This is a genomic window from Acinetobacter sp. Ag2 (assembly GCF_001005515.1).
Lineage (GTDB): Bacteria > Pseudomonadota > Gammaproteobacteria > Pseudomonadales > Moraxellaceae > Acinetobacter > Acinetobacter bereziniae.
Map to the genome: position 1 here is coordinate 97,204 of NZ_LBNA01000047.1, position 21,805 is coordinate 119,008.

The 21,805-nt window shown below is 39.3% G+C and carries 17 protein-coding genes and 4 tRNA genes; 14 read left to right on the plus strand and 7 right to left on the minus strand.

Annotated elements, in window-relative coordinates; genetic code table 11:
- Positions 1-24 precede the first annotated feature (24 nt).
- Together AAV97_RS09670 and AAV97_RS09675 are read right to left on the minus strand one after the other, a co-directional pair.
- A complete protein-coding gene (locus tag AAV97_RS09670; protein ID WP_042088484.1) occupies positions 25-693 on the minus strand; it encodes an HAD-IA family hydrolase in 669 nt (222 codons plus the stop codon).
- A 199-nt stretch (positions 694-892) separates the two neighbouring features.
- Positions 893-1,831, minus strand: a complete 939-nt coding sequence (locus AAV97_RS09675) for an RluA family pseudouridine synthase (protein ID WP_046760427.1) — start codon at positions 1,829-1,831, stop codon at positions 893-895.
- 767 nt (positions 1,832-2,598) lie between these two features.
- Between AAV97_RS09675 and AAV97_RS09680 the strand changes: the two genes are divergently transcribed.
- From AAV97_RS09680 to AAV97_RS09705, 6 genes are all read left to right on the plus strand, one after another.
- Positions 2,599-6,006 carry an Rne/Rng family ribonuclease gene (locus tag AAV97_RS09680; RefSeq protein WP_046760428.1) on the plus strand — a complete coding sequence of 1,136 codons (3,408 nt, stop codon included), beginning with the start codon at positions 2,599-2,601 and terminating at the stop codon, positions 6,004-6,006.
- Between the two features lie 331 nt (positions 6,007-6,337).
- A complete protein-coding gene (locus AAV97_RS09685) occupies positions 6,338-8,179 on the plus strand; it encodes a long-chain-acyl-CoA synthetase (RefSeq protein ID WP_046760429.1) in 1,842 nt (613 codons plus the stop codon).
- A 130-nt stretch (positions 8,180-8,309) separates the two neighbouring features.
- Positions 8,310-8,385, plus strand: a tRNA-Lys gene (locus AAV97_RS09690).
- Between the two features lie 88 nt (positions 8,386-8,473).
- Positions 8,474-8,549: transfer RNA gene (locus AAV97_RS09695), tRNA-Lys, on the plus strand.
- Between the two features lie 90 nt (positions 8,550-8,639).
- A tRNA-Lys gene (locus AAV97_RS09700) sits at positions 8,640-8,715 on the plus strand.
- 161 nt (positions 8,716-8,876) lie between these two features.
- A tRNA-Lys gene (locus tag AAV97_RS09705) sits at positions 8,877-8,952 on the plus strand.
- Between the two features lie 23 nt (positions 8,953-8,975).
- On the opposite strand, the gene AAV97_RS09710 is transcribed toward AAV97_RS09705, so the two are convergent.
- A complete protein-coding gene (locus AAV97_RS09710) occupies positions 8,976-9,638 on the minus strand; it encodes a hypothetical protein (protein ID WP_046760445.1) in 663 nt (220 codons plus the stop codon).
- 344 nt (positions 9,639-9,982) lie between these two features.
- Between AAV97_RS09710 and AAV97_RS09715 the strand changes: the two genes are divergently transcribed.
- On the plus strand, positions 9,983-10,243 hold the full coding sequence (locus AAV97_RS09715) for a PspC domain-containing protein (protein WP_005035529.1): 261 nt from the start codon (positions 9,983-9,985) through the stop codon (positions 10,241-10,243).
- 81 nt (positions 10,244-10,324) lie between these two features.
- On the opposite strand, the gene AAV97_RS09720 is transcribed toward AAV97_RS09715, so the two are convergent.
- Together AAV97_RS09720 and AAV97_RS09725 are read right to left on the minus strand one after the other, a co-directional pair.
- Positions 10,325-11,425 carry an HPP family protein gene (locus AAV97_RS09720; protein ID WP_042088491.1) on the minus strand — a complete coding sequence of 367 codons (1,101 nt, stop codon included), beginning with the start codon at positions 11,423-11,425 and terminating at the stop codon, positions 10,325-10,327.
- A gap of 121 nt (positions 11,426-11,546) precedes the next feature.
- On the minus strand, positions 11,547-11,963 hold the full coding sequence (locus AAV97_RS09725) for a lysozyme inhibitor LprI family protein (RefSeq protein WP_373467634.1): 417 nt from the start codon (positions 11,961-11,963) through the stop codon (positions 11,547-11,549).
- Between the two features lie 114 nt (positions 11,964-12,077).
- On the opposite strand from AAV97_RS09725, the gene AAV97_RS09730 reads away from it, so the two are divergent.
- Entirely contained in the window at positions 12,078-12,440 is a 363-nt protein-coding gene (locus AAV97_RS09730; protein ID WP_228136532.1) for a hypothetical protein, read from the plus strand.
- Here AAV97_RS09730 and AAV97_RS09735 read toward each other — a convergent pair.
- Positions 12,409-13,887 carry an FAD-binding oxidoreductase gene (locus AAV97_RS09735; protein ID WP_046760432.1) on the minus strand — a complete coding sequence of 493 codons (1,479 nt, stop codon included), beginning with the start codon at positions 13,885-13,887 and terminating at the stop codon, positions 12,409-12,411. The genes AAV97_RS09730 and AAV97_RS09735 overlap by 32 nt on opposite strands.
- Before the next feature lie 261 nt (positions 13,888-14,148).
- Between AAV97_RS09735 and AAV97_RS09740 the strand changes: the two genes are divergently transcribed.
- The 6 genes from AAV97_RS09740 to AAV97_RS09770 all read left to right on the plus strand — a co-directional run bounded on the left by AAV97_RS09740 (position 14,149) and on the right by AAV97_RS09770 (position 20,685).
- Positions 14,149-14,541, plus strand: coding sequence for a hypothetical protein (locus AAV97_RS09740; RefSeq protein WP_046760433.1), 393 nt, complete (start codon positions 14,149-14,151; stop codon positions 14,539-14,541).
- 106 nt (positions 14,542-14,647) lie between these two features.
- Complete coding sequence (glyQ, locus tag AAV97_RS09745) at positions 14,648-15,625, plus strand: glycine--tRNA ligase subunit alpha (RefSeq protein WP_004826512.1); 978 nt, start codon at positions 14,648-14,650, stop codon at positions 15,623-15,625.
- The gene (gene glyS, locus AAV97_RS09750; protein ID WP_046760434.1) at positions 15,625-17,694 is read left to right on the plus strand and encodes a glycine--tRNA ligase subunit beta; all 2,070 of its coding nucleotides are present in this window, start codon (positions 15,625-15,627) and stop codon (positions 17,692-17,694) included. Before glyQ ends, glyS begins: the two co-directional genes overlap by 1 nt.
- A gap of 252 nt (positions 17,695-17,946) precedes the next feature.
- On the plus strand, positions 17,947-18,330 hold the full coding sequence (locus AAV97_RS09755) for a hypothetical protein (protein ID WP_046760435.1): 384 nt from the start codon (positions 17,947-17,949) through the stop codon (positions 18,328-18,330).
- 758 nt (positions 18,331-19,088) lie between these two features.
- Entirely contained in the window at positions 19,089-19,808 is a 720-nt protein-coding gene (locus tag AAV97_RS09765; protein WP_046760437.1) for a hypothetical protein, read from the plus strand.
- A 211-nt stretch (positions 19,809-20,019) separates the two neighbouring features.
- Entirely contained in the window at positions 20,020-20,685 is a 666-nt protein-coding gene (locus AAV97_RS09770) for a hypothetical protein (RefSeq protein WP_046760438.1), read from the plus strand.
- Positions 20,686-20,809: 124 nt separating this feature from the next.
- Here AAV97_RS09770 and AAV97_RS09775 read toward each other — a convergent pair whose 3' ends face one another.
- Entirely contained in the window at positions 20,810-21,766 is a 957-nt protein-coding gene (locus AAV97_RS09775; protein ID WP_046760439.1) for a 2-hydroxyacid dehydrogenase, read from the minus strand.
- Between the last annotated feature and the right edge of the window lie 39 nt (positions 21,767-21,805).

Below are 21,805 nucleotides of genomic sequence, written 5' to 3' on the forward strand. Positions count from 1 at the left end.
TATACAAACAACGTAAAGAGACATTTAAGCGACTTCAGAAGTATTGATTTGCGTCTTTAAAAATTGATGTAAAACAGTCACATTATTGGCAATCATCAAGGGATTAAATGTTTTCAGTACCTCAACACTATGCACACCATAACTCACACCCACACGCGGCATTGCAATTTTTTGCGCCATTTCCAGATCATATGAGGTATCCCCCACCATAATCGCCTGTGTAGCATCCATCCCCGTGTAATTTAAAATTTCAGTCAACATCAAAGGATCTGGCTTAGATTTAGTCTCATTGGCTGCGCGCGTGACTTCAAATAATTCAAGACTTTGTGTTTGAGCTAAAACTCGATCTAGACCACGACGGCTTTTCCCTGTTGCAACAGCCAATTTAATATTCTGATTTTTTAAATCGTACAACATCTCAGAGACGCCAGCGAACCACTGATCATCTTTAGAGTGTTCAACATAATGATCGCCATAACACTTCAAAATATCTGCATGCAATGCAGGAACTTGAGGAAATAGCACTTGTGCCACTTCAGGCAACCCTAAACCAATAATGCTTTTAGCTGCTTCAGGCGTTAAGGGTTGATCATAGACTTTTGCAGCAAATAATAAACTTTCAACAATTTGCCCAACTGAATCAAATAATGTTCCATCCCAGTCAAAGACAATCAGTTCTACAGGCTTTTGCATGAATTACTTCCAATATGTGTTCCGTTGATTGGGTCTTTACATTCCCGATAAAGGTTACCGTATCACAGACCAAGAGAGGTGATATTGATTTATTTTCATCCTTGACAGGTTAAAGGCATCACTTATTTTAAACATGTGGAAATTTCATCATCAAATTTCCACATGTTATAAAGCAAAAGAATAGGATCGTTTGATCCAATTAATCTTTCTTTTGTGCTCTTAGCTGTGCAACCAAACTCTGCATATCTTCGGGTAAAGGCGCGTCAATCACAGGATAACCCGGAATTTCCAAGCGCATCGCATGCAAACATAAGCGACGTGGATTTGGTCCGCGATATTCTGTCTCATGACCATATTTTTCATCCCCAACCAGAGGATGACCAATACTTAATCCATGCACACGAATTTGATGGGTACGCCCTGAAAGAGGTGACGCATAGACCAAAGTGGCATGCATAAAACGTTCAGCAACATTCCACTGCGTCTTAGATTCTTTACCATCTTTTGACACACGTACACGACGTTCGCCATTAGATAACTCATAACGCAATAATGGTTGGTCAATAAGTTGACGATCCAGACTGACCTGCCCTTTCACGATTGCGGCATAAGTTTTTTGAATCTTATGCTCCCGCAGCAAGTCTTGTAGTGTTTTTAATGTACTGCGTTTTTTACTGACCATGACCAAACCAGAAGTATCACGGTCGATACGGTGAATCAGCTCTAAATATTTTTTGCCTGTTGCTGCACGCAAGCCTTCAATCAAACCATACGCTACGCCACTCCCCCCATGTACAGCAATTCCAGAAGGTTTATTGACCACCATCAATCCTTCATCTTCATAAATTACACGGCTGAGTAAACTCTGTGCGACTTTATCAGACACAGGAGCATCCGTTTCATCTTTCTGTTCAAATCGAATGGGAGCAACACGGATTTGATCACCAATTGCCAATTTAGTTTCAGCCTTAATACGCTTTTTATTGACGCGTACTTGCCCTTCACGAATTAAGCGATAGATCCGACTTTTTGGCACACCTTTAAGACGCGTAAACAAGAAATTATCTATGCGTTGACCTTCTTGATGCTCGTCCACTTCAAACCAAGTGACACTTTGCCATTGTTGCGTAGAATTCATACAGTTACGTGATCCAATAAAAAACTAAAATTTGATTAAAAACTGATCATTTAGACTATACTTTTCATACAAAATAAGTGTATAGCCCATAGGCAGATGATTCAAGGTTTGCTATAGTCAGCGCACGGATACCACCGTAAGTGAAGTTTATTATGTTCCTTTCACCCATTGAAAATGGAATATAAAAGGTAAACCTCACGACAGATGCGGAAAGGTCCCAAAAGAATATGCCGACGCCGAAGGCTTTATTATATCGGCAAAAAGACAAACTGTTGCGTTTAATTGTACTTAAAGTACAGAAATCGGTTTGTTTAAAAATATATGTCGCCAACCCAGACGTTGGTTTTTAAACATAAACTGATACACATCAGACAAGTCGCTTTAGAGTGTTTTTCAGGACATAAGTGTTTGAGGCATTGGAACTGCACAATTTGTAAAGATACGATGATCATTCCGTATCAAGACGCTCTCACCAAAGTTGAGAGACTCTTCGAGCAATGTGATAGTGAAAGACGAACAAATCAGTCATCCAATGCACCACTTTGAGTACCAGTGAAAGCCTCAAAACTTTAATTGTGCAAAGATTAAAGAAGTATTGCAGCATCAATACAGGTATCAAAAGCCCAAGCTTGCTCAAAACAAGTGGGTTCATTACTGAAATCATATAGATGTACTGATGGTTTGAGTTTTGATCCAATATTCAGATGTTCGCTTCACTTAAACAGATAGCGAGTTGTTGGTGTGAATCACTATTAGGTGTTACACCCATGAAACGTATGTTGATTAATGCAACACATGCAGAAGAAGTTCGCGTTGCACTCATCACTGGTCACCGTCTTTATGATTTCGACTTAGAAAATCGTACCCGTGAGCAAAAGAAAGCCAATATTTATAAAGGGCATGTCACTCGCGTAGAACCCTCTTTAGAAGCTGTATTTGTAGAATATGGTGCAGGTCGTCAAGGTTTCTTGTCGATGCGCGAAATAGCCAATACATACTACAAAGCAGACCCTCGTCAAACTTCAAATATTCGTGAGTTGATCACAGAAGGTACTGAACTTTTAGTTCAAGTTGAAAAAGAAGAACGTGGCAATAAAGGTGCTGCGCTTTCGACGTATATTTCACTTGCTGGTCGCTATTTGGTGCTTATGCCAAATAATCCAAAAGGTGGCGGTATCAGTCGTCAAATTTCTGGATCAGTTCGTGAAGAATTGAAAGAAATGTTGGCATCATTGAACACTCCACGTGGTATGAGTGTCATTGTACGTACTGCGGGGATTGGTCGCTCACAAGAAGAACTACAACTCGACTTACAACATTTATTGGACCTTTGGGCGCAAATTCAAAACTCAGCGAACTCTGGTCCATCACCAATGTTGGTTCACCAAGAAGCAGGTGTGGTAACACGTGCAATTCGTGATTACTTACGTGATGACGTAGCAGAAATTTTAATTGATTCAGAGCAAGCATATAACGAAGCCTATAACTTTGTTAAAGCAGTGATGCCAAATCAATTGGATAAACTCAAAACCTATACCTTGAATGAACCATTGTTTGCTCACTTTGGTATTGAAAGCCAAATTCAAACGGCTTATGAACGTGAAGTCAAACTTCCTTCAGGTGGTTCGATTGTCATTGACCAAACTGAAGCATTGGTTTCAATTGATATCAACTCAGCAAAATCAACACGTGGTCACGACGTAGAAGAAACTGCGTTAAGCACCAACTTAGAAGCTGCGGAAGAAATTGCGCGCCAATTACGTTTACGTGATATCGGTGGTTTGGTTGTAATCGACTTTATTGATATGACCAAAGAACGTAACCAACGTATGGTTGAAGCCAAACTTCGTGAAGCAACACAAAGTGATCGTGCACGTATCCAGTTCGGTCAATTGTCACGTTTTGGTTTGATGGAAATGAGCCGTCAACGTTTACGTCCTTCATTGGAAGAAGCAACAGGTTATGTCTGCCCACGCTGTCACGGTACAGGTATGGTACGTGACTTACGCTCACTGTCTCTTTCAATCATGCGTAAGGTTGAAGAAATCGCGCTTCGTGAACGTCATGGTGAAGTTCAAGTTGAAGTGCCTGTTGAAATTGCGGCATTCTTATTAAATGAGAAACGTCACAGCCTAGTTTACTTAGAGCAAACCTCAAATGTACGCGTGACTGTACTCCCTCACCCGCATTTAGAAACACCGCATTACGAAATTTCGTATAACCCAGAAGGCTTTGCGCCGACAAGCTATGAGCGTACAGAAGCAACACGTTCAAGTGAAAAAGAATTGGGTTACCAATCTTCTGAATGGCATTTGGAAGAAGAACAGACTCAGCAAAATACAGCACCTGTTCAAGCTCAAAACAATAAGCAAAATAGAAAGCAACAACCTGCTCAAGCTCAAAAAGCAGTACCAGCACAAATTGCTCAAACATCATCAAGCCCATGCGCTTGGTTAGAAAACTTGTTTGTACAAAAACAAGCTGCAACCATTGATCAATCACGCACTGCAAATAATGCAGCAGCAGCAATTGAGCAAATGATTAATGGTGGAGCTGTCAGCCGTGGTCAGTTTGGTCAAATCAATCAGCATGCTTCAACAGCGATTGAAGCTCAGATTGTTCCTGAAACAAATGCTTATCTTTCACATACACCTGTTCAAAAGTCAGAACCGCGTGAATATGAAAAGCATGTTGAGAAAGAAGAAAAATCTCAACGCAACAATAAAAACAAAAATCGCAATAAGCATAAAGAGTCTCGTGAACAAGCGAATGATCAGCATCAAGTGATCGAAGAAGTTGTTCAAGTGACTCGTCAAGAGCAACGCCAAGAACAGCGTCAAGAGCAACGTGATCAACGTCGCCAACAAAAGCAACAGCGTTCACAACACGATCAACAGGCTGATAGCAACAATGAGCAAGCTGTTCCACGTCGTGATCGCAATCATCAACAACGCCCAAATCGCCCAAATCGCCATCGCGACAGCAGCGTATTTAATGATGAGCAACAATCAGCGCCTCACAACGCGCCTGTAGAGTTAGCTCAAACTCAAGAGAAACAACCAAAAGTTGAAATTATTGATGCACCACAACATGCGTCAATGACAACTGCATTGGTGGTCAATCTTGATCAGGCGCAAAGTGAAATTGTTGCATTGACACCACAACAAGCCACAGCACCTGCAAAAGCGAAGAAACATGATCGTCATGAAAAAGGCGAAACTGTCGCAAAAGCACCTCGCCCTGCTGAAACTCAACCTGTGGCTAAGCCTGTTGAAGAAAATCAGCATGCACAGGCTGAACCAGAACTCAGTATTGAAAAAGCTGAAGTACAGCAACCTGTTCAACGTGCGAGCAATGATCCTCGTCAAAAACGTCGTCAACAGCGTGAAGCAGCACAAGCAAAAGCAGCAACACCAAAGATCAGACCTTCACAAGTACCGACATTAAACCAGTACTCAGTTGGTTCTTTGATTCGCCATGTCTATGGTGATGATTGTGCGGTATTGATTGAACAATTTGGTCTAATTCCAACATTCAATCGTGCATTGCTTAAGTTCACAGAAGAGTATTCTGCAACCTTAATGGTTCAAGAAACTGCTGAACCTGCGAAGCAACCTGTGACACGTGATGTTGCTGTTACAAAAGCAGCACCAGAAGCACAACCTGCTGAAGTGTTAGACTTAACTCCACCAAAACCTGAAAATGACCGTCGTGTAGCCAATGACCCTCGCGAACGTCGTCGTTTAGCAAAACAGGCTGCGGTACAAGCAAAGCAAGAGCATCAGGCTGAACTTGAGCAAAATCAAGAACAAGCACAACCTGTAACGCCAGCTGAAGCTAAAGCAGAAGACACAGCAACTGTAGATGTTTCTGCACCGAAAGCTGTTGAAGAAAAAGCACCAACAGAAAATACTGTAGAAACCCCAGTAGCGCCTGTTGCAGCTAAAACAGCTACAGCAACTGAAACAGTAGCAGCAAAACCATCTAAAAGCGCAACAGCTGCGACAGAGAAAGCACAAAAAGCACAGCAAGCTTTGGCTTTAGATACAACAGCAACTTCTGATGAGGCAGAAACATCTAAGACAGATGTTGCGGCAACAGAAGAAAAGCCTGCTCGCCCTCGTCGCCCTCGTGGACGTCCACCGAAAAAAGCGACACCACCTGCTGCGGAGTAATTCAGCAAGTTTGCTTAAAATATAGCGATTAAAGGAAACCTAGTCATTTCGATGGCTAGGTTTTTTTGCTATTTTGAATAGATTTTAAAGACATTTGTCAGATTAGGTTGATTGCACTAGTCTTAAACGATTAAAAAGACAAATGTCTAAACGATAAGGTGGTTTTTATTTCCAATTTGATTCTCGAATCTGGAACTAAGAATAATATCTACAGATCATGTATACATGTTTACTCAAATGCAGACATGACATGAAAGTTGATGTGTACCTTATGCAGATCAATGACACACTAAGAAATTGTATCGGATTACGAAAAAAAAATAGGATTGATATGAGTCAAACAACACAGACCGATCTCATCGGATTTGCTGATGTAGCCGAGCGCTTACCACAGCTCATCAATAAGCTTCCAAATATCCTGACTGGACTTAAACAAGCTTATATCAGAACGCCCAACACACCTGCTGGGCTAGGTCTAGCTTTTGAGCGTGCGGTCAAACGTAATCCATATGGAGATGCGTTATTATTTGAAAACCAACGCTACAGTTATAAAGAACTGAATGCTTGGGCAAATCAAATTGCACATTTCTATCTTTCTCTTGGTATAAAAAAAGGCGATGTGATCACTGTGATGATCGAGAATCGTCCAGAGTTGATTGCAACAGTGATCGCTTTAGCAAAAATTGGCGTAACCTCTGCACTTGTGAACACTTCACAAACAGGCAAAGTACTCACACACAGTGTCAACCTCGTTAATCCTGTGGCAATTGTTGTGGGAGAAGAATGTCGTGCCGCTGTGGATGAAGTTCGTCAAGATTTAAACATCGCTTCAGATCGCCTACACTGGTTTGCAGATCAAGACACCTTAAAAGAACCAGGTAGTGCACCACAAGGCTATATCAATCTTGCACAGCAAATTGATGCATTCCCTAAATTTAATCCTGCAACAACCCACAATGTTAAAGGTAAAGATGGATTATTTTATATCTATACCTCTGGAACAACGGGATTACCTAAAGCGGTTATATTCACCAACAGTCGTTGGACACTTGCTTATGGAACCTATGGTCACATCCTAAATTTAGATGAAGATGACGTAATGTACTGTACTTTACCGCTCTACCATGCAACAGGCATGGTGGTATGTTGGTGTGGCGTCATTGCAGGTGGTTCGGCTTTGGCAATTCGACGTAAATTTTCAACCTCTGCATTTTGGTCAGATGTGAAAAAATTTAACGCATCTGCAATTGGGTACGTAGGAGAACTTTGTCGCTATCTTATGGATGCAGCCCCATCCGAACTTGATCATTCACACCGCGTTACCAAAATGATCGGTAATGGCATGCGTCCAAATATCTGGAAGAAGTTTAAACAGCGTTTTGGCGTAGAAGAAATTCTTGAACTGTACGCTTCAAGTGAAGGCAATGTGGGGTTCAGCAATATCTTCAATTTTGATAATACTGTTGGGTTTTCACCTACTCCTTATGCCATTGTACAGTTTGATAAAGAAAGTAACGAAGCAGTACGTGATGCAGATGGCTACTGTCAAAAAGTCAAAAAAGGTGAAGTGGGCTTACTGATTGGTAAAATTACCAAACGTTCTCCTTTTGATGGCTATACAGACCCCGAAAAAAACAAATCTGTGATCATGAAAGATGTCTTTAAAAAGGGCGATGCTTATTTCATTACAGGTGATTTGGTTCGTGATATCGGTTTCCGTCATGCTCAATTTGTTGATCGTCTGGGAGATACCTTCCGTTGGAAAGGCGAAAATGTATCTACCACAGAAGTTGAAAATATCTGTAGCGACTATCCCAAGATTACAGAAGCAGTGGTTTACGGCGTTGAGATTCCAAATACCAATGGTCGTGCCGGTATGGCAGCAATTACCTTACATGAAGGCGAACAGCTGACAGAACAAGATTTAAGCCAGATGGTTACAGATTTTAAAAAGAACTTACCTGCTTATGCAGTTCCAGTTTTTTTACGTATTCAACAGATTGTAGAAACGACTGGAACATTTAAATATCAGAAGAATAAATTGAAGGAACAGGCTTTTAATCCTGAAAAAACTTCTGATCGTTTACTGGTTTTATTGCCAAGTGCGACAGCATATTGTGATGTCACAGCAGAGGTTTATGCCAATATCGAAGCTTATAAATACCGTTTCTAGAAATAAAAGCCCTGTCTTCAGGGCTTTTTTAATTGATTTTGTGTTATTTATAACCGAACGTTGCAAACTTTCTTAATTTTTACTTGCGCTCTATCAATATCTTGCTAAAATACGCTCCATCAAAACAAAAGGGTCGTTAGCTCAGCTGGTAGAGCAGCGGACTTTTAATCCGTTGGTCCCGCGTTCGAATCGCGGACGACCCACCACTTATTGTTTTGACCTGTATGGATATCGAATGAAAATTACTGATTTTCATGTCGCTTTAAGTAAAGTTTTACTTTACATCCTAACTCAGGGTCGTTAGCTCAGCTGGTAGAGCAGCGGACTTTTAATCCGTTGGTCCCGCGTTCGAATCGCGGACGACCCACCATCTATATGTTTCAATCTGAACATGGATACCGAATGAAAATCTAGATTTTCATTGATTCGGATAAAGTAATACTTTATACATCCTGACTCAGGGTCGTTAGCTCAGCTGGTAGAGCAGCGGACTTTTAATCCGTTGGTCCCGCGTTCGAATCGCGGACGACCCACCACTCTTTTTTAGGGCTTCTTTCTGTGCTGTTTAAGTACTATACTAGAAACGAAACCTGCAAATATTCCGACCTAGACAAAACATCATCTTTTTTGATGCTTCGCCGTTCTCGAAATTTTGCTTGATCTTTTACTTTTGTTTAAACACTTTTAGACAAGTATTGGGTTGTTAGCTCAGTTGGTAGAGCAGTAGACTCTTAATCTATTGGTCGTGGGTTCGAACCCCACACAACCCACCAAATTTAAAAACGATCTATCTGTTTTAATTCTCAAATCGCTTTAATACATACGCTTTCATTGGTGCTGTATGGTGTTGAGCAAAATACAAACGATTTTCTTCACTTCCATTAAGAATTTTATCAATGTCCATCACCAAATTATTTTTCTCATCCACTTTATAAAAAAATTGAATTCCTTCGACTCGATTTACAATGATTTCATGCTGCGCGTCATCATAAATCCATGTATTTTTTTGATAACTTCGATTTGATTTTACATCACTATTTTCATTGCTTATTTTGCCCATATATACAAATGTACGATGCGCTGTTCCATCCGCGAGTAAGTTGATAATAAACTCTGCACTACCCTGTTCACACTTGGCAAATGGATCATCACAGCTGATTTGCACATGATAGCGTCCAACAAACTCTTCAGCTTTGGATGGCAAGGTTTCACGCTGCGGTGCAAAACCTTTAATCTCTGCCATTGCAGGTAAGGTCGCCTGCCCCGCAACTTCACTCAACTTCTTGCCATCACTGGCAGGTACAGCTTGTGTTGCTTCTTGCAAAGCAATCTCACTAGATGAATTCTGTGAATCAGAAGCCCCCTGCTGCTTATTGTTCGATTTTGAAGAATCACAAGCACTCAATAGGCTACAGATGCCTATACCTAAAATTCCAAGGAAGCTTGTTTTATGAACCATCAAATGCATAAATCCCAATAACCCAAATATACTGAGTAAAAAACATGTCAAACATTCATCTACATGCGCATATAGTATTGCGTTGTACCACTTCTCGAAATCTTCACGGTATTTTTTTTACAAAAGTATAAAAAACACTTTTTTTCAACTCGTCAGCACTTGCTTTACGTCCGCTTTTTTACAGTATTTTGAATAATTTAAGAAATATTGTTACACAGTATTAACAATTTTTATCGGCACTTTACTTGAAGAATTGTGTCAGAACTCCATTATTAAAAGTACAGAGATTGTTCTTATAGTGCTAAAGCATGATCTGTAACAGATAACTTTCTAAGGAGATTTAAATGACCAATTCTGGTTTATATCGTTCAAGCCGACATAATATGATCGCCGGTGTTATGGGCGGTATTGCTGAACGTTTTGGTTGGAATGTGACTTTGCTGCGCATCATTTTCGTGATTGTTTCATGTATGAGTGCTGCATTCCCAGGTATTCTGGTCTATCTAATTCTTTGGTTACTGATGCCTAAACAGAATTTACGTTTGAATGATCATCAAGGTTATCAGCGTCCCGTACGTACCATTTATGAAGAGAAAACCCATTAATTAACATTCTTTTAAACACTTTTCCCTTTTCTGCTACAACAGTTCCCCCAAACTGTTGTAGCTTTTTTATTCAACATCACTTTATTTTTGATGATTTAACTGTTGTTGCAATGCGGCGATCATATCTGCGCGACTGATAATTCCCACCAATTTCTGATTTTCAATCACAGGAATGTAGTTAAAAGACCGTTCCACAAAATATGGCACAAGATCTTGAATCGGCTGTGTTGGTTGTACAGTTACGACCTGTCGATTCATAATTTGTTTTACAAAGTGTTCCCATGAGGCTCGTGGATCAGCCGCTCGTTTAAACCATTCCACAATTTCATACAGCGCCAATGTACCCACCAATTCATGTGCGGCATTGACCACAGGTAAACTCATTAAATTTACCCGTTTGAATTTGTCCAAAGCTTGGTGAATATCGTCCTGCTCGTCTAAACGAATCACATCTTTACTCATAATATCCTGACAAAGAAACTCATGAACTGAACGTGCATTGGCTTTCTCTTGTGCTTCTAAAATGATTTTTTGTAAATCATATTCACTAATGTCTAAAAGCTGAGTTTGATACTCTAAGACCTCTTGAATATCTTGGGGTTGGATGGTGACCTTCTGTGTTGGTGTTGGGTCTTTAGATCGAACATTGAGCTGTGCACTTTGGGGATATTGTTTGCCTAGCATTCTGTTAAAAATAATTGCGATAGCCAACAAAAATACAGAGTTGATCAACACGGGATAGAAAATAAAATGATAGCCCAGTTGGTGTACCGAATCACCGCCCAATACCGCAGTAATTGCCACAGCTCCACTTGGCGGATGCAATGAATCGGTGCTCATCATTAAGAAGATCGACAATGCAACGGCTATACTAAATGCTTCCGTTGGATTGGAAATCAAGAGTGCGCATGTCACACCAATCAGACCAGCAATGGTATTTCCAACCACCATATTCCATGGTTGCGCCAAAGGACTTGCGGGCACTGCGAATAGCAATACAGAGGATGCTCCCATCGGTGCGATATACCATGCGTTAAAGCCGCCTAATACATACCAACAGATCAGAGAAGATATCGCCAAGCCTAAAAGTGCGCCTAAGCCACAAAGTAACCGATCTTTTAGGGGTAACACTTTAAAATTGGGTTTTAAGGTATTTAACCATTCAAGTTGCGTATGAAACACGACGATCCTGCACTTTTGCACTGTTGAAGTGCGAATTATACGTTGTTGTGATTATAAGATGTATTTATTATCCATCTTAGCTGTATAAATTTTTCTACTATATTTCTCACACAGTGATTTTTTATCGTGTATATTCAGTTAACTGCTCTAATCTTTTGCCATATTCTTGCATAGGGCAAAATTCATACATCGGTGAACCAATATAACGCCCTGCGTTTTGACACTCCTGATCAACATAGGCTTTCCATAAGCGTTGAGATTTCATCAGGTCCGTATAACGTTCTTGTTGATTGTCTTTTTGACTTTGTTTTTTAATCTGATCCAACACTTTAACAATTTCTTTTTCATAGAATGCTTTGCCTTGATGACTACATATTTCTACAACAGCATTATTAATATTGCCCAATCCAAGTTCTTCTATGGTTTGATCAACACATTTATTGTATACATCTATCTGTACATTTTGATTTTCCGCATATAGCAAAGTGGAAAAAATCACAGTAGAAAAAATAATCATTTTTAGGCATGCTTTCATTATTTAATCTCTTTTGTTGTTTTGATCATGGTTCAATATAGCAATAAATCTATTTTAAAAGCTTTATTTTTAGCGCCGAGTATTAGCTTAATCCTATTAATCACTTTTTTTCTTTTCATGAATCATCAATATGATGTGCAGTCGTTACTGACCGTATTCGGCATCAGCTTAATGATTTATTTGATTTACTGTGTGATCGTCATTCCAATTGCATATGCACTTTCTTTATGGCTTGTACATAAATATTGGCTCAATTTTTTCAGTATTTTCGCGGGTTCATTATTGATGTGGCTGATTGTTACCATGATTGGCTATTTGGTTTTTACGGGCGCGTTCCCAACGCCCATCTGGAAGTTATTCAGTGACTGGTTTTTCTATGCAATTGCAATATTTTCAGGTTGCTGTTATTGGGGATTTTTACAAGTATTTTCCTCTCAACCACACTCTGTTAGCGATAATGTAGATAGAACTGATTACTAAAAAGCTCATCAGGATCATATTTTTTCTTCAAACTGAAAAATGCATCTGTCTGTGGATATGCCAGTCGCATCTGGTCAGGACGAATATGTAAACGATAGGGTAAATAATATGTGCCATGATTTTTCAGAGCAATATCGACCAATTGCCGTGTCAGTTGTTGCATATCCTGTTCCTGTTGTGGTGTTTTCTTCTGGTTGAATAAAAAAACCAAACCAAAAACATCCTCTCGTGCATAATTCATAAAAGCATCAGGATCATATTCGACTTCTCGAATAGTAATATTGAGTAGGTCGACTTTTTTATGTTTTAAAACAGGCTTTAAATCTTGAACAAACTGTGCCAAGTAGCGTTTTGGAATAAAGTATTCATGTAATAAATCTGTTGAGTTCGGATCTTTATTTTCAATCAATGAGGCATCTTCACTTAGAATTTCATTGCGGCTGAATGTTGCATAAGGCGATATTGAATTAAGACTACTTTCAAGATCCCAACGGAGACGCTTACCATACTCGCTATCTACAGAACCACGAAACACAATACGTTTAGTTTCGGCATTTTTACTTTGTTGTTGTGATAAGGCTAAAGGCTTTTTATCTATTTTTTCAAAATAATTTAAAGTGGCTTGTTCTAAAAAGTGTTTATCTGAGATACGTAACCGTCCATATGCAAACTGCACGTTTGTATCTTCACTCACAATCCGTTGATATTGTTCTAAATAATCCTTTGGTGAAACAGCAATAGAGTGAAATACCAAAGCAACATTGTCTACCACTTTTAATTTTACATCGAGAATTATGCCAAATAATCCATAACCACCGATCACCAATTTGAACAGTTCAGGGTTTTCTCTACGACTACATTCTAATATCTCCCCCTGCGCATTCATCAATGTAAATGATTCAATGCTAGACGAAATTGGAGGCGAATTTTTTTGCCAACCATGTCCATTTACACTTATTGAACCGCCGATAGAAAAATTACTAAAAGATTGCATGACCGCAATTGATTTACCATAACGGTCTAAATAACGGAGTGCCTCTTCCCAAGTTGCACCAGAGCCGATGGTTAAAATATTATTCTTTTCATCAAGACTCATATGGCGATAAGGCAACATATTCAATGCAATACCATCCGGATAGATGGTATGTCCTCCCATACTGTGTTTTGCACCGGCAATTGAGATTTTTAAATGTCTTTCATTGGCATACTGAAGCAGTGTTTTTAATTGACTCTGAATTGCCTGTGGTGAGGTTTCAACGTCCACTACACCATGTACTTTAGTTAGATTCAGATGACTAGCATCATCTCGATAGCCTGTTGGAATGTGTTCCATGGCTTGATGTTCATTCATTTTAGTCTTAATTAGATGAATGGATGGAATTGAAATGACAGCAATTAAAATAAGTAAAAGGCTTATCCAAAGTTTGTTTCGATATTGTTTTTGCATCTTGATCAATTCTATTAAAAATTATTGTGATTGAAGTTCTGAATTAAAATTTTAGCCTTAAATATAAAACGAAGGTTCAAAAATGTCATGGTAAATATCTTAAAATAATTCATTTATTTAACATGAAATAAAGCCTCATCGTATCCCCCTGATCCATGCTTAATATCTAACACCCAAAAGACAGTTCACAATCCAAAAATTAATAATTTGATTTTTTTGTGTTAATATCAAATATATAATTTAACTTTTTAATTATGAATGATGAACAAAACACCCCTTATAATCACTTTAACTTCTTGTCTTTTTCTTAGCGCCTGCCTTTCATCGAATGAACCTGTAATTTTAGAAACTCAGCAGATTGAAATTGCAAACAACCCTTTAAGCGTACTTGAACTGACACTGATCAAGAAGGGTAAAATCTGTCTATTAAAAACAAAAACAAGTGTAAAGAATACCCCGCCTATTGAAAAAGACTGGGCTTTTTTTAGAGATGGTCTCATTTTAATTTCTGAGAATTCTACCTCAGAACCCAGCATCGATACAGACTCCCCAGATACAGAAATTGAAGCACATATTCAAGAAATGAAAATAAGAAAAGAGGCCAATCAAATGAAAAATTTGATCTCAAAAGAAAATCTTAAAAAATGTACCTGAACTGATCTGCGATGAGCGTCAATATTTGTAGACTAACCTTTGCCACACCTCCGCAAAATCCTTATACTTAGAGCCAATTTTTTCTAATACTTATAGTGGATGCTGCATGAGTCGCGCCATATCGCATATTGATACATTCCAAGGCTTAATTCTTGCCTTACAAAACTACTGGGCTGAACAAGGTTGTGTGGTGTTACAGCCTTACGATATGGAAATGGGTGCAGGGACATTCCACACTGCAACATTCTTACGCGCGCTTGGTCCTGAAACATGGAACGCAGCCTATGTTCAACCATCACGTCGTCCAAAAGACGGTCGTTACGGCGAAAACCCAAACCGTTTACAGCACTATTATCAGTTCCAAGTTGTACTTAAACCGAACCCTGACAATATTCAACAGCTTTACTTAGACTCGTTAAAAGCAATCGGTATTGATACTTTAACCCATGACATTCGTTTTGTAGAAGACAACTGGGAATCTCCAACACTGGGTGCTTGGGGCTTAGGTTGGGAAGTGTGGTTAAACGGGATGGAAGTCACTCAATTTACCTACTTCCAACAAGTAGGTGGTGTTGAATGTTATCCAGTGACTGGTGAAATTACCTATGGACTTGAACGTTTGGCTATGTACCTACAAGGCGTAGATTCTGTCTACGATTTGGTATGGACCAAAGGTCAGTTCGGTACAGTGACGTATGGTGATGTTTTCCATCAAAACGAAGTTGAACAATCGACCTATAACTTTGAATATGCCAACGTTGAAAAAATGTTTGAGCTGTTCGACTTTTACGAAGCTGAAGCAACACGTTTAATGGAAGCTGAGCTTCCACTTCCTGCATATGAACAAGTCATCAAAGCATCACACAGTTTTAACTTGCTTGATGCCCGTGGTGCTATTTCAGTCACTGAACGTCAGCGTTATATCTTACGTGTCCGTACTTTGGCTCGCTCTATTGCGCAAAGCTATGTGGCTGCCCGTGCAAAATTAGGATTTCCAATGGCGGAACCACATTTACGTGATGAAGTATTGGCACAGTTAAAGGCGCAAGTTGAAGCAGAAGCAAAAGCTGAGGAGAATAAATAATGTCTAAACATACTGTTTTATTCGAACTTGGCTGTGAAGAGTTACCACCTAAAAGCTTAAAAACGTTACGTGATGCCTTAAAAGCAGAAACAGAAAAAGGGCTAAATGAAGCGGGTTTGGCATTTGAAGCTATTGAAGCTTATGCTGCACCACGTCGTTTGGCCTTGAAGATCGTCAATGTGGATGCTGCTCAAGCAGACACCCAAAAGCGTTTTGATGGTCCTGCTGTTCAAGCGGCTTATGATGCTCAAGGCAAACCAACCAAAGCTTTGGAAGGCTTTATGCGTGGTCAAGGCATTACAGCAGATCAAGTATCAACTTTCCAAGCCGGTAAAGTTGAAAAAGTTTGTTACCTAAAAGATGTAAAAGGTCAAAGCCTTGACGTTTTACTTCCACAAATTTTACAAACAGCATTAGATAACCTGCCAATTGCTAAACGCATGCGTTCTGCTGCAAGCCGTACCGAATTTGTCCGTCCTGTGAAGTGGGTAGTATTGCTGAAAGACAATGCTGTAATTGATGCATCGATTCAAGATCACCAAACAGGCAATGTGACTTATGGTCATCGTTTTCATGCACCTGAAGCTATTGTATTGGCAAATCCAGATGCGTACTTAGATGCACTACGTCAGGCTTATGTTGTTGCTGACTTTGCTGAGCGCCAAGCGATCATTGATCAACAAGTCAAGGCTTTGGCAGATGAAGTGAATGCGACTGCGATTGTACCGGCAGATCTTCGTGATGAAGTGACAGCATTGGTGGAATGGCCTGTTGCGCTTCGTGCAAGTTTTGAAGAGCGTTTCCTTGCTGTTCCTCAAGAAGCATTGATCACGACCATGCAAGACAACCAAAAATATTTCTGTTTGGTCAACGCTGACAATAAACTACAACCTTATTTCATTACTGTTTCAAATATTGAGTCTAAAGATCCAACTCAAATTATTGAAGGGAATGAAAAAGTTGTACGTCCACGTTTGTCAGATGCTGAATTCTTCTTCTTGCAAGATCAAAAGCAGCCACTTGCATCACGTAAAGATAAATTAGCCAATATGGTGTTCCAAGCACAGTTAGGGACACTTTGGAATAAGTCTGAACGTATTGCTAAATTGGCTGTGGCATTATCTACAATCACAGGCGCAAATCCTGCGGATGCTGAAAAAGCCGCACTGCTTGCTAAATGTGACTTAACGTCTGAATTAGTCGGTGAATTCCCTGAACTGCAAGGGATTGCAGGTACTTACTATGCACGCATTGAAGGCGAGAATGATGAAGTTGCTGAAGCTTTAGGTGAACAATACCTACCTAAATTTGCAGGCGATGTTCTACCCAAAACCAAAACAGGTACAACGCTTGCGCTTGCTGACCGTTTAGATACCCTCACAGGTATTTTTGGTATTGGTCAAGCGCCAACAGGCTCGAAAGATCCATTTGCTTTACGTCGTTCTGCGATTGGTATCTTACGTTTAGTGACTGAAAATAATCTTGATGTTTCGATTGAGGAACTCATCAAGTTAGCTTTGACTGCTTATGGCGATGTATTGAAAGATCATGCGAAGACTTTAGCCGATGCTGTGGCATTCCTTGAAGGTCGTTATCGTGCTAAATACGAAGACCAAGGTGTTGCCGTTGATGTGATTCAGGCCGTTCAAGCACTTTCACCAAAATCACCTTTGGATTTTGATAAGCGTGTTACCGCAGTAAATCATTTCCGTGATTTGCCAGAAGCTGCTGCTCTCGCTGCTGCAAATAAACGTGTTGCAAATATCTTGGCGAAAGAGGCTGCACCTACAGGTGAGATTATTGAAGCTAAACTGGTAGAAGATGCAGAGAAAGCACTTTATAGCGAGATTCAAAATATCCTTCCTGTTGTTAAGCCGCTTTTAGATGCGAAAGACTACACCACTGCGCTTTCCAAGCTGGCAGCATTGCGCGCACCAATTGATGCTTTCTTTGAAGGTGTTATGGTCATGGCGGATGACGCAGAGTTAAAAGCAAACCGCTTACGTTTACTGGCACAATTACGTGATTTATTTACAAGCGTTGCGGATATTTCAGTGTTACAGCATTAAGAAATTAAATCACTGAAAAAAATAAGACCTGCCTTTTGGCAGGTTTTATTTTTCAAGCACAAAACAAAATTAATAAAGAGAAAAGTGTCTTCCTCTTTTGCCATTGAAATGATGCTTTTTAAATGAATAAAATAAAAACAAAATATGTAAATTTTCAAAATAGTCTTTAACAATCAAAAACTAAATAAAGCTTAATCTATCCAATGATTTGTATACACTGAATATCAACCTTTCAATCTGAGCGCAACAGTAATGACTAAAAAAATCATATTCCCCGCAATACTCATGACACTCGCCCTCAGCGCCTGCTCAACGACACCCACTAATCCAAATGCACCGACTGTTTTAGAACAACACAAAAATATCTCAGCAGCGCCCAACACCAAACACAATCTTGCTCGACTCATTCGCCAAACAGATAACTGTGTGATTGAATTTACAGGGAACTTTGAAAAAGGAAAAGCAACTGAACATTGGATTTTTAAAGGAGAGCAATTGATTTCAGCATTTTCAAATGTCGATGCGGATATTGAACAGAAGCAGACAGTTTTTGATTCTAAAGATGCTGAAAAGCTAAAAAACTTCAATTCACTCAAAAACAATTTTAAAGCAGCAAATCTGGAAAAATGTAATTAATCTCAGCACTTCACTCTGATACGTCGTTGAAGCTAAAAGGGCTAAAATGCAAAATCATTTAGCTCTTTTTAACAACATAAATCACGGGATAGAACCAAAAAATTACACCAATCAGTCCAATCACAACAAAAATTAAGTTATTTGGCAGGTAATCCGCAAACCAATAATAAATTGGATTTAAACCCAATTTAAAAGAATTCAACAAAGCGTAAAGCATGCCTAACATCAATATATGAGGCAAAACGAGGTGTAGGATGGATAGCTGATATTTCTTAAAATATTTTGCAAAATAGAAACTAGGAACTAAATAGATTAAAAAAATGATAGCCGTTGTAACCCAGCCAATCATTTGATGACTGAAAGGGATTTCTTCCCCACAAGCACAGGCAAAACTCGGTCTAAAACTGAAAAATATACCCAACAACACTAAGATTTTTATATTGTTCATTATAGGAATAAGATATAGATTGATTCCAAAGCTTATGTGTTTTTTGTTTCAATGACAAGATGACGATGTGAATAACACAACGTTTAGAATCGTGAGTTTTCATTTATAAGTATCAGAATTTTAAAATAAAAAATAAAGTTTTTTTCATAGAAACTCGATCTTAATCTTTATTCATAATTTTTACATTATTGTTAAAACTGTGTAGATAAGCTGTTGCTGTTTTATCTCTAAGACTATTTTCACTCAAATTTAACATTATGATAGGCAACACTCAAACTTGAACTCATTCAGGTATAGGATAAAACTAATTATGAAAATGCTTAAAACAACAGTGATCGCTACAGCCCTTTTAGCTAGCTCTCCTCTTATTTTCGCCAATACAAATGTCAGCGCCAATGCATCAGCTGAAGTCAATGCAAATGGTGGAGGTCTACTCAGCAATATTGGTCAAGGAATCCATAATACAGCAGACAAAGTTGGTCATGGTATTGAAAAAGGTGTTGATAAGACTCGTGAAGTCTCAAAAGATGCTTGGGATGGTACAAAAAATACTGCCGTTAAAGTCGGTGATGGTATCGAAAAAGGTGTCGATAAGACCCGTGATGTGTCAAAAGATGCTTGGGATGGCACCAAGAATGTAACAGGTAAAGTCGGTACTGGTGTAGAAAAAGGTGTCGACAAAACTCGTGAAGTCTCTAAAGATGCTTGGGATGGCACTAAAAATACTGCTGATAAAGTCGGTACAAGTGTTGAAACTGGAATCGATAAAGGTAAAGTAGCCAGCAAAGGTGCTTGGGAAAATACCAAAAAGCTAAGTTCAGAAGCAGGTAATAACACCAAAGAAGCTGCGATAAAAGCGAAAGATAAAACCAAATCTGCAACCAGTAAAACTTGGCAAAAAACCAAAGACTTGGTCAAGCCGAAATCAACCAACACAGGTGCTAAAGTAAATTCACAAACACATGTGAAAACACCTGTAGGTAGTGCAAACGTCGGCGTATCAACAGAAGCCAAAGTTGCCGCTAAATAATTGCAATTGATGACCTCTAACCCACAATATTAAGATGAAAAGCTCACATCCGTGGGCTTTTCTTTCAAATACTCAGTAATAATACGAACCATATATTGTTATATTTTGCTGTCGTTGATTTATTATTGTTTAAGCGGGTGATTGAATAAAACAGTACTATTGCTCAATATGATTCACAGCGTTAATGACATCATCATAAAGGAATGAAAACATGGTGAAGATGAAAAGTTTATGTATGATCACTGCAATATGTGCAACATCATCACTTTATGCTCAAACAGACACTCATACACAACCTTATGGTGATAACCCCAATATATTTAGAGTCCTAGCCCATAAGACAGGTGAAGCAGTACAAAATACGGCTGAAAAAGTAGGAGATGCAACCGAAAAAGGCATTCAAAAAATCAAACCTTCATTTGATGAAACCATTGAAAATACGAAAAAATATACCAGTGAACAAGCAACGATTGCCCGAGACAATACACGACAAGGTATAGATACCGCTGTCAAAAAGGTTGAACAGACCAAAGACCGTGTGATGGGCAAAAACAGCTATAACGTGCCAATAGAACAAGGCAGCTTGAGTCAATCATCAACTACTGCAAACTCAGCGAATCCCTCTGTTACAGCCACTGTTCCAAACATTTCTAATCAAAACATCCCAGATCAGCCGACGGTATCTGCACAACCATCACTTCAAACACAAGCTTCGCAAAATGTTCAGTCCGAACAACCGGAGCTTGAAATCAAAAAACAAAGCTTGCCTATAGAGAACCAGACCAACACACCGAGTCCGTCATCAACGGACTCCAAGCCAAATCAAAATACCAATACCAGCATTTCAACAGATGATGATGCAGGTGTACCAAGATAAACGCTCTTAAAATCAGTTCATTAAAGCTTAGTTCATTAAAGCTGAGATCGGAGAAAATCTTAATTTAAAGGGCAATGATGCAGTGGTAAGCTTGTTTATAGCATTATAACGATGTTCTAAAGCCTCAGTGATTCACTTGACGGATCATCTTGCCCTGCTGAAATGCCTCAAAATTCTCCAACATTTGATTTACGATACGTTGCCGAGCATCAACACTCCCCCATGCACTATGCGGTGTGATAATTAAGTTTGGAATGTCCTCTGCAAGCAACACATTTCCTTGTTGCGGAGGTTCAACAGAGAGTACATCTATCGCAGCTCCTGCAATCTTGCCTTGTCTTAATGCATCTGCCAAAGCCTGCTCATTCACAATGCCTCCACGGGCACAATTGATTAAGAATGCTGATTTTTTCATCGAGTCCAATGCTTGTGTATCAATCAAGTCACGTGTTTCATCAGTTAAAGGACAATGTAAAGAAAGAAAATCAACTTGTGGAAGTAGTTCAGCAAAAGCTATTCGTTCTTTATGCTGTGGACGGCTTGGCAGAGCCCCTACCAAAACCTTCATAGCAAAAGCTTCAGCTAATTTGGCAACCGCTTGCCCCAACTCTCCATAACCAATGATCCCTAAAGTTTTTCCTGACAACTCTACAATAGGAAAATCCAATAAACAGAAAATTGGAGATTTATTCCATTCTCCATTCTTCACAGCATGATCATACTTGAGCAAAGAGGTTGCTAAAGCCAACATCAATGTCAGCGTATGCTGTGCAACTGCTGATGTGCCGTAGCCCTGGCAGTTGCACACCACGATGCCTTTAGACTTGGCTGCATCTAAATCGACATTATTGGTTCCTGTTGCCGAAATTAAAATGAGCTTTAGATGCTTCGATTGCGCAATTGTTTCAGCATTGATCAATACTTTATTGCTGATGACCACATCGGCATGTGCTACACGTGCTAATACCTGCTCAGTCGTGGTCGAAGGATAAAGTACAAGTTCATCAAAAGCTGCGTTTAACTGACTAAAATCCAAATCATTTTTGTCTAGAGATTCATAATCTAAAAATACAGCCTTCATTGCCTTTACCTTGTGGTTTCAATCATTTGCACAATCTTG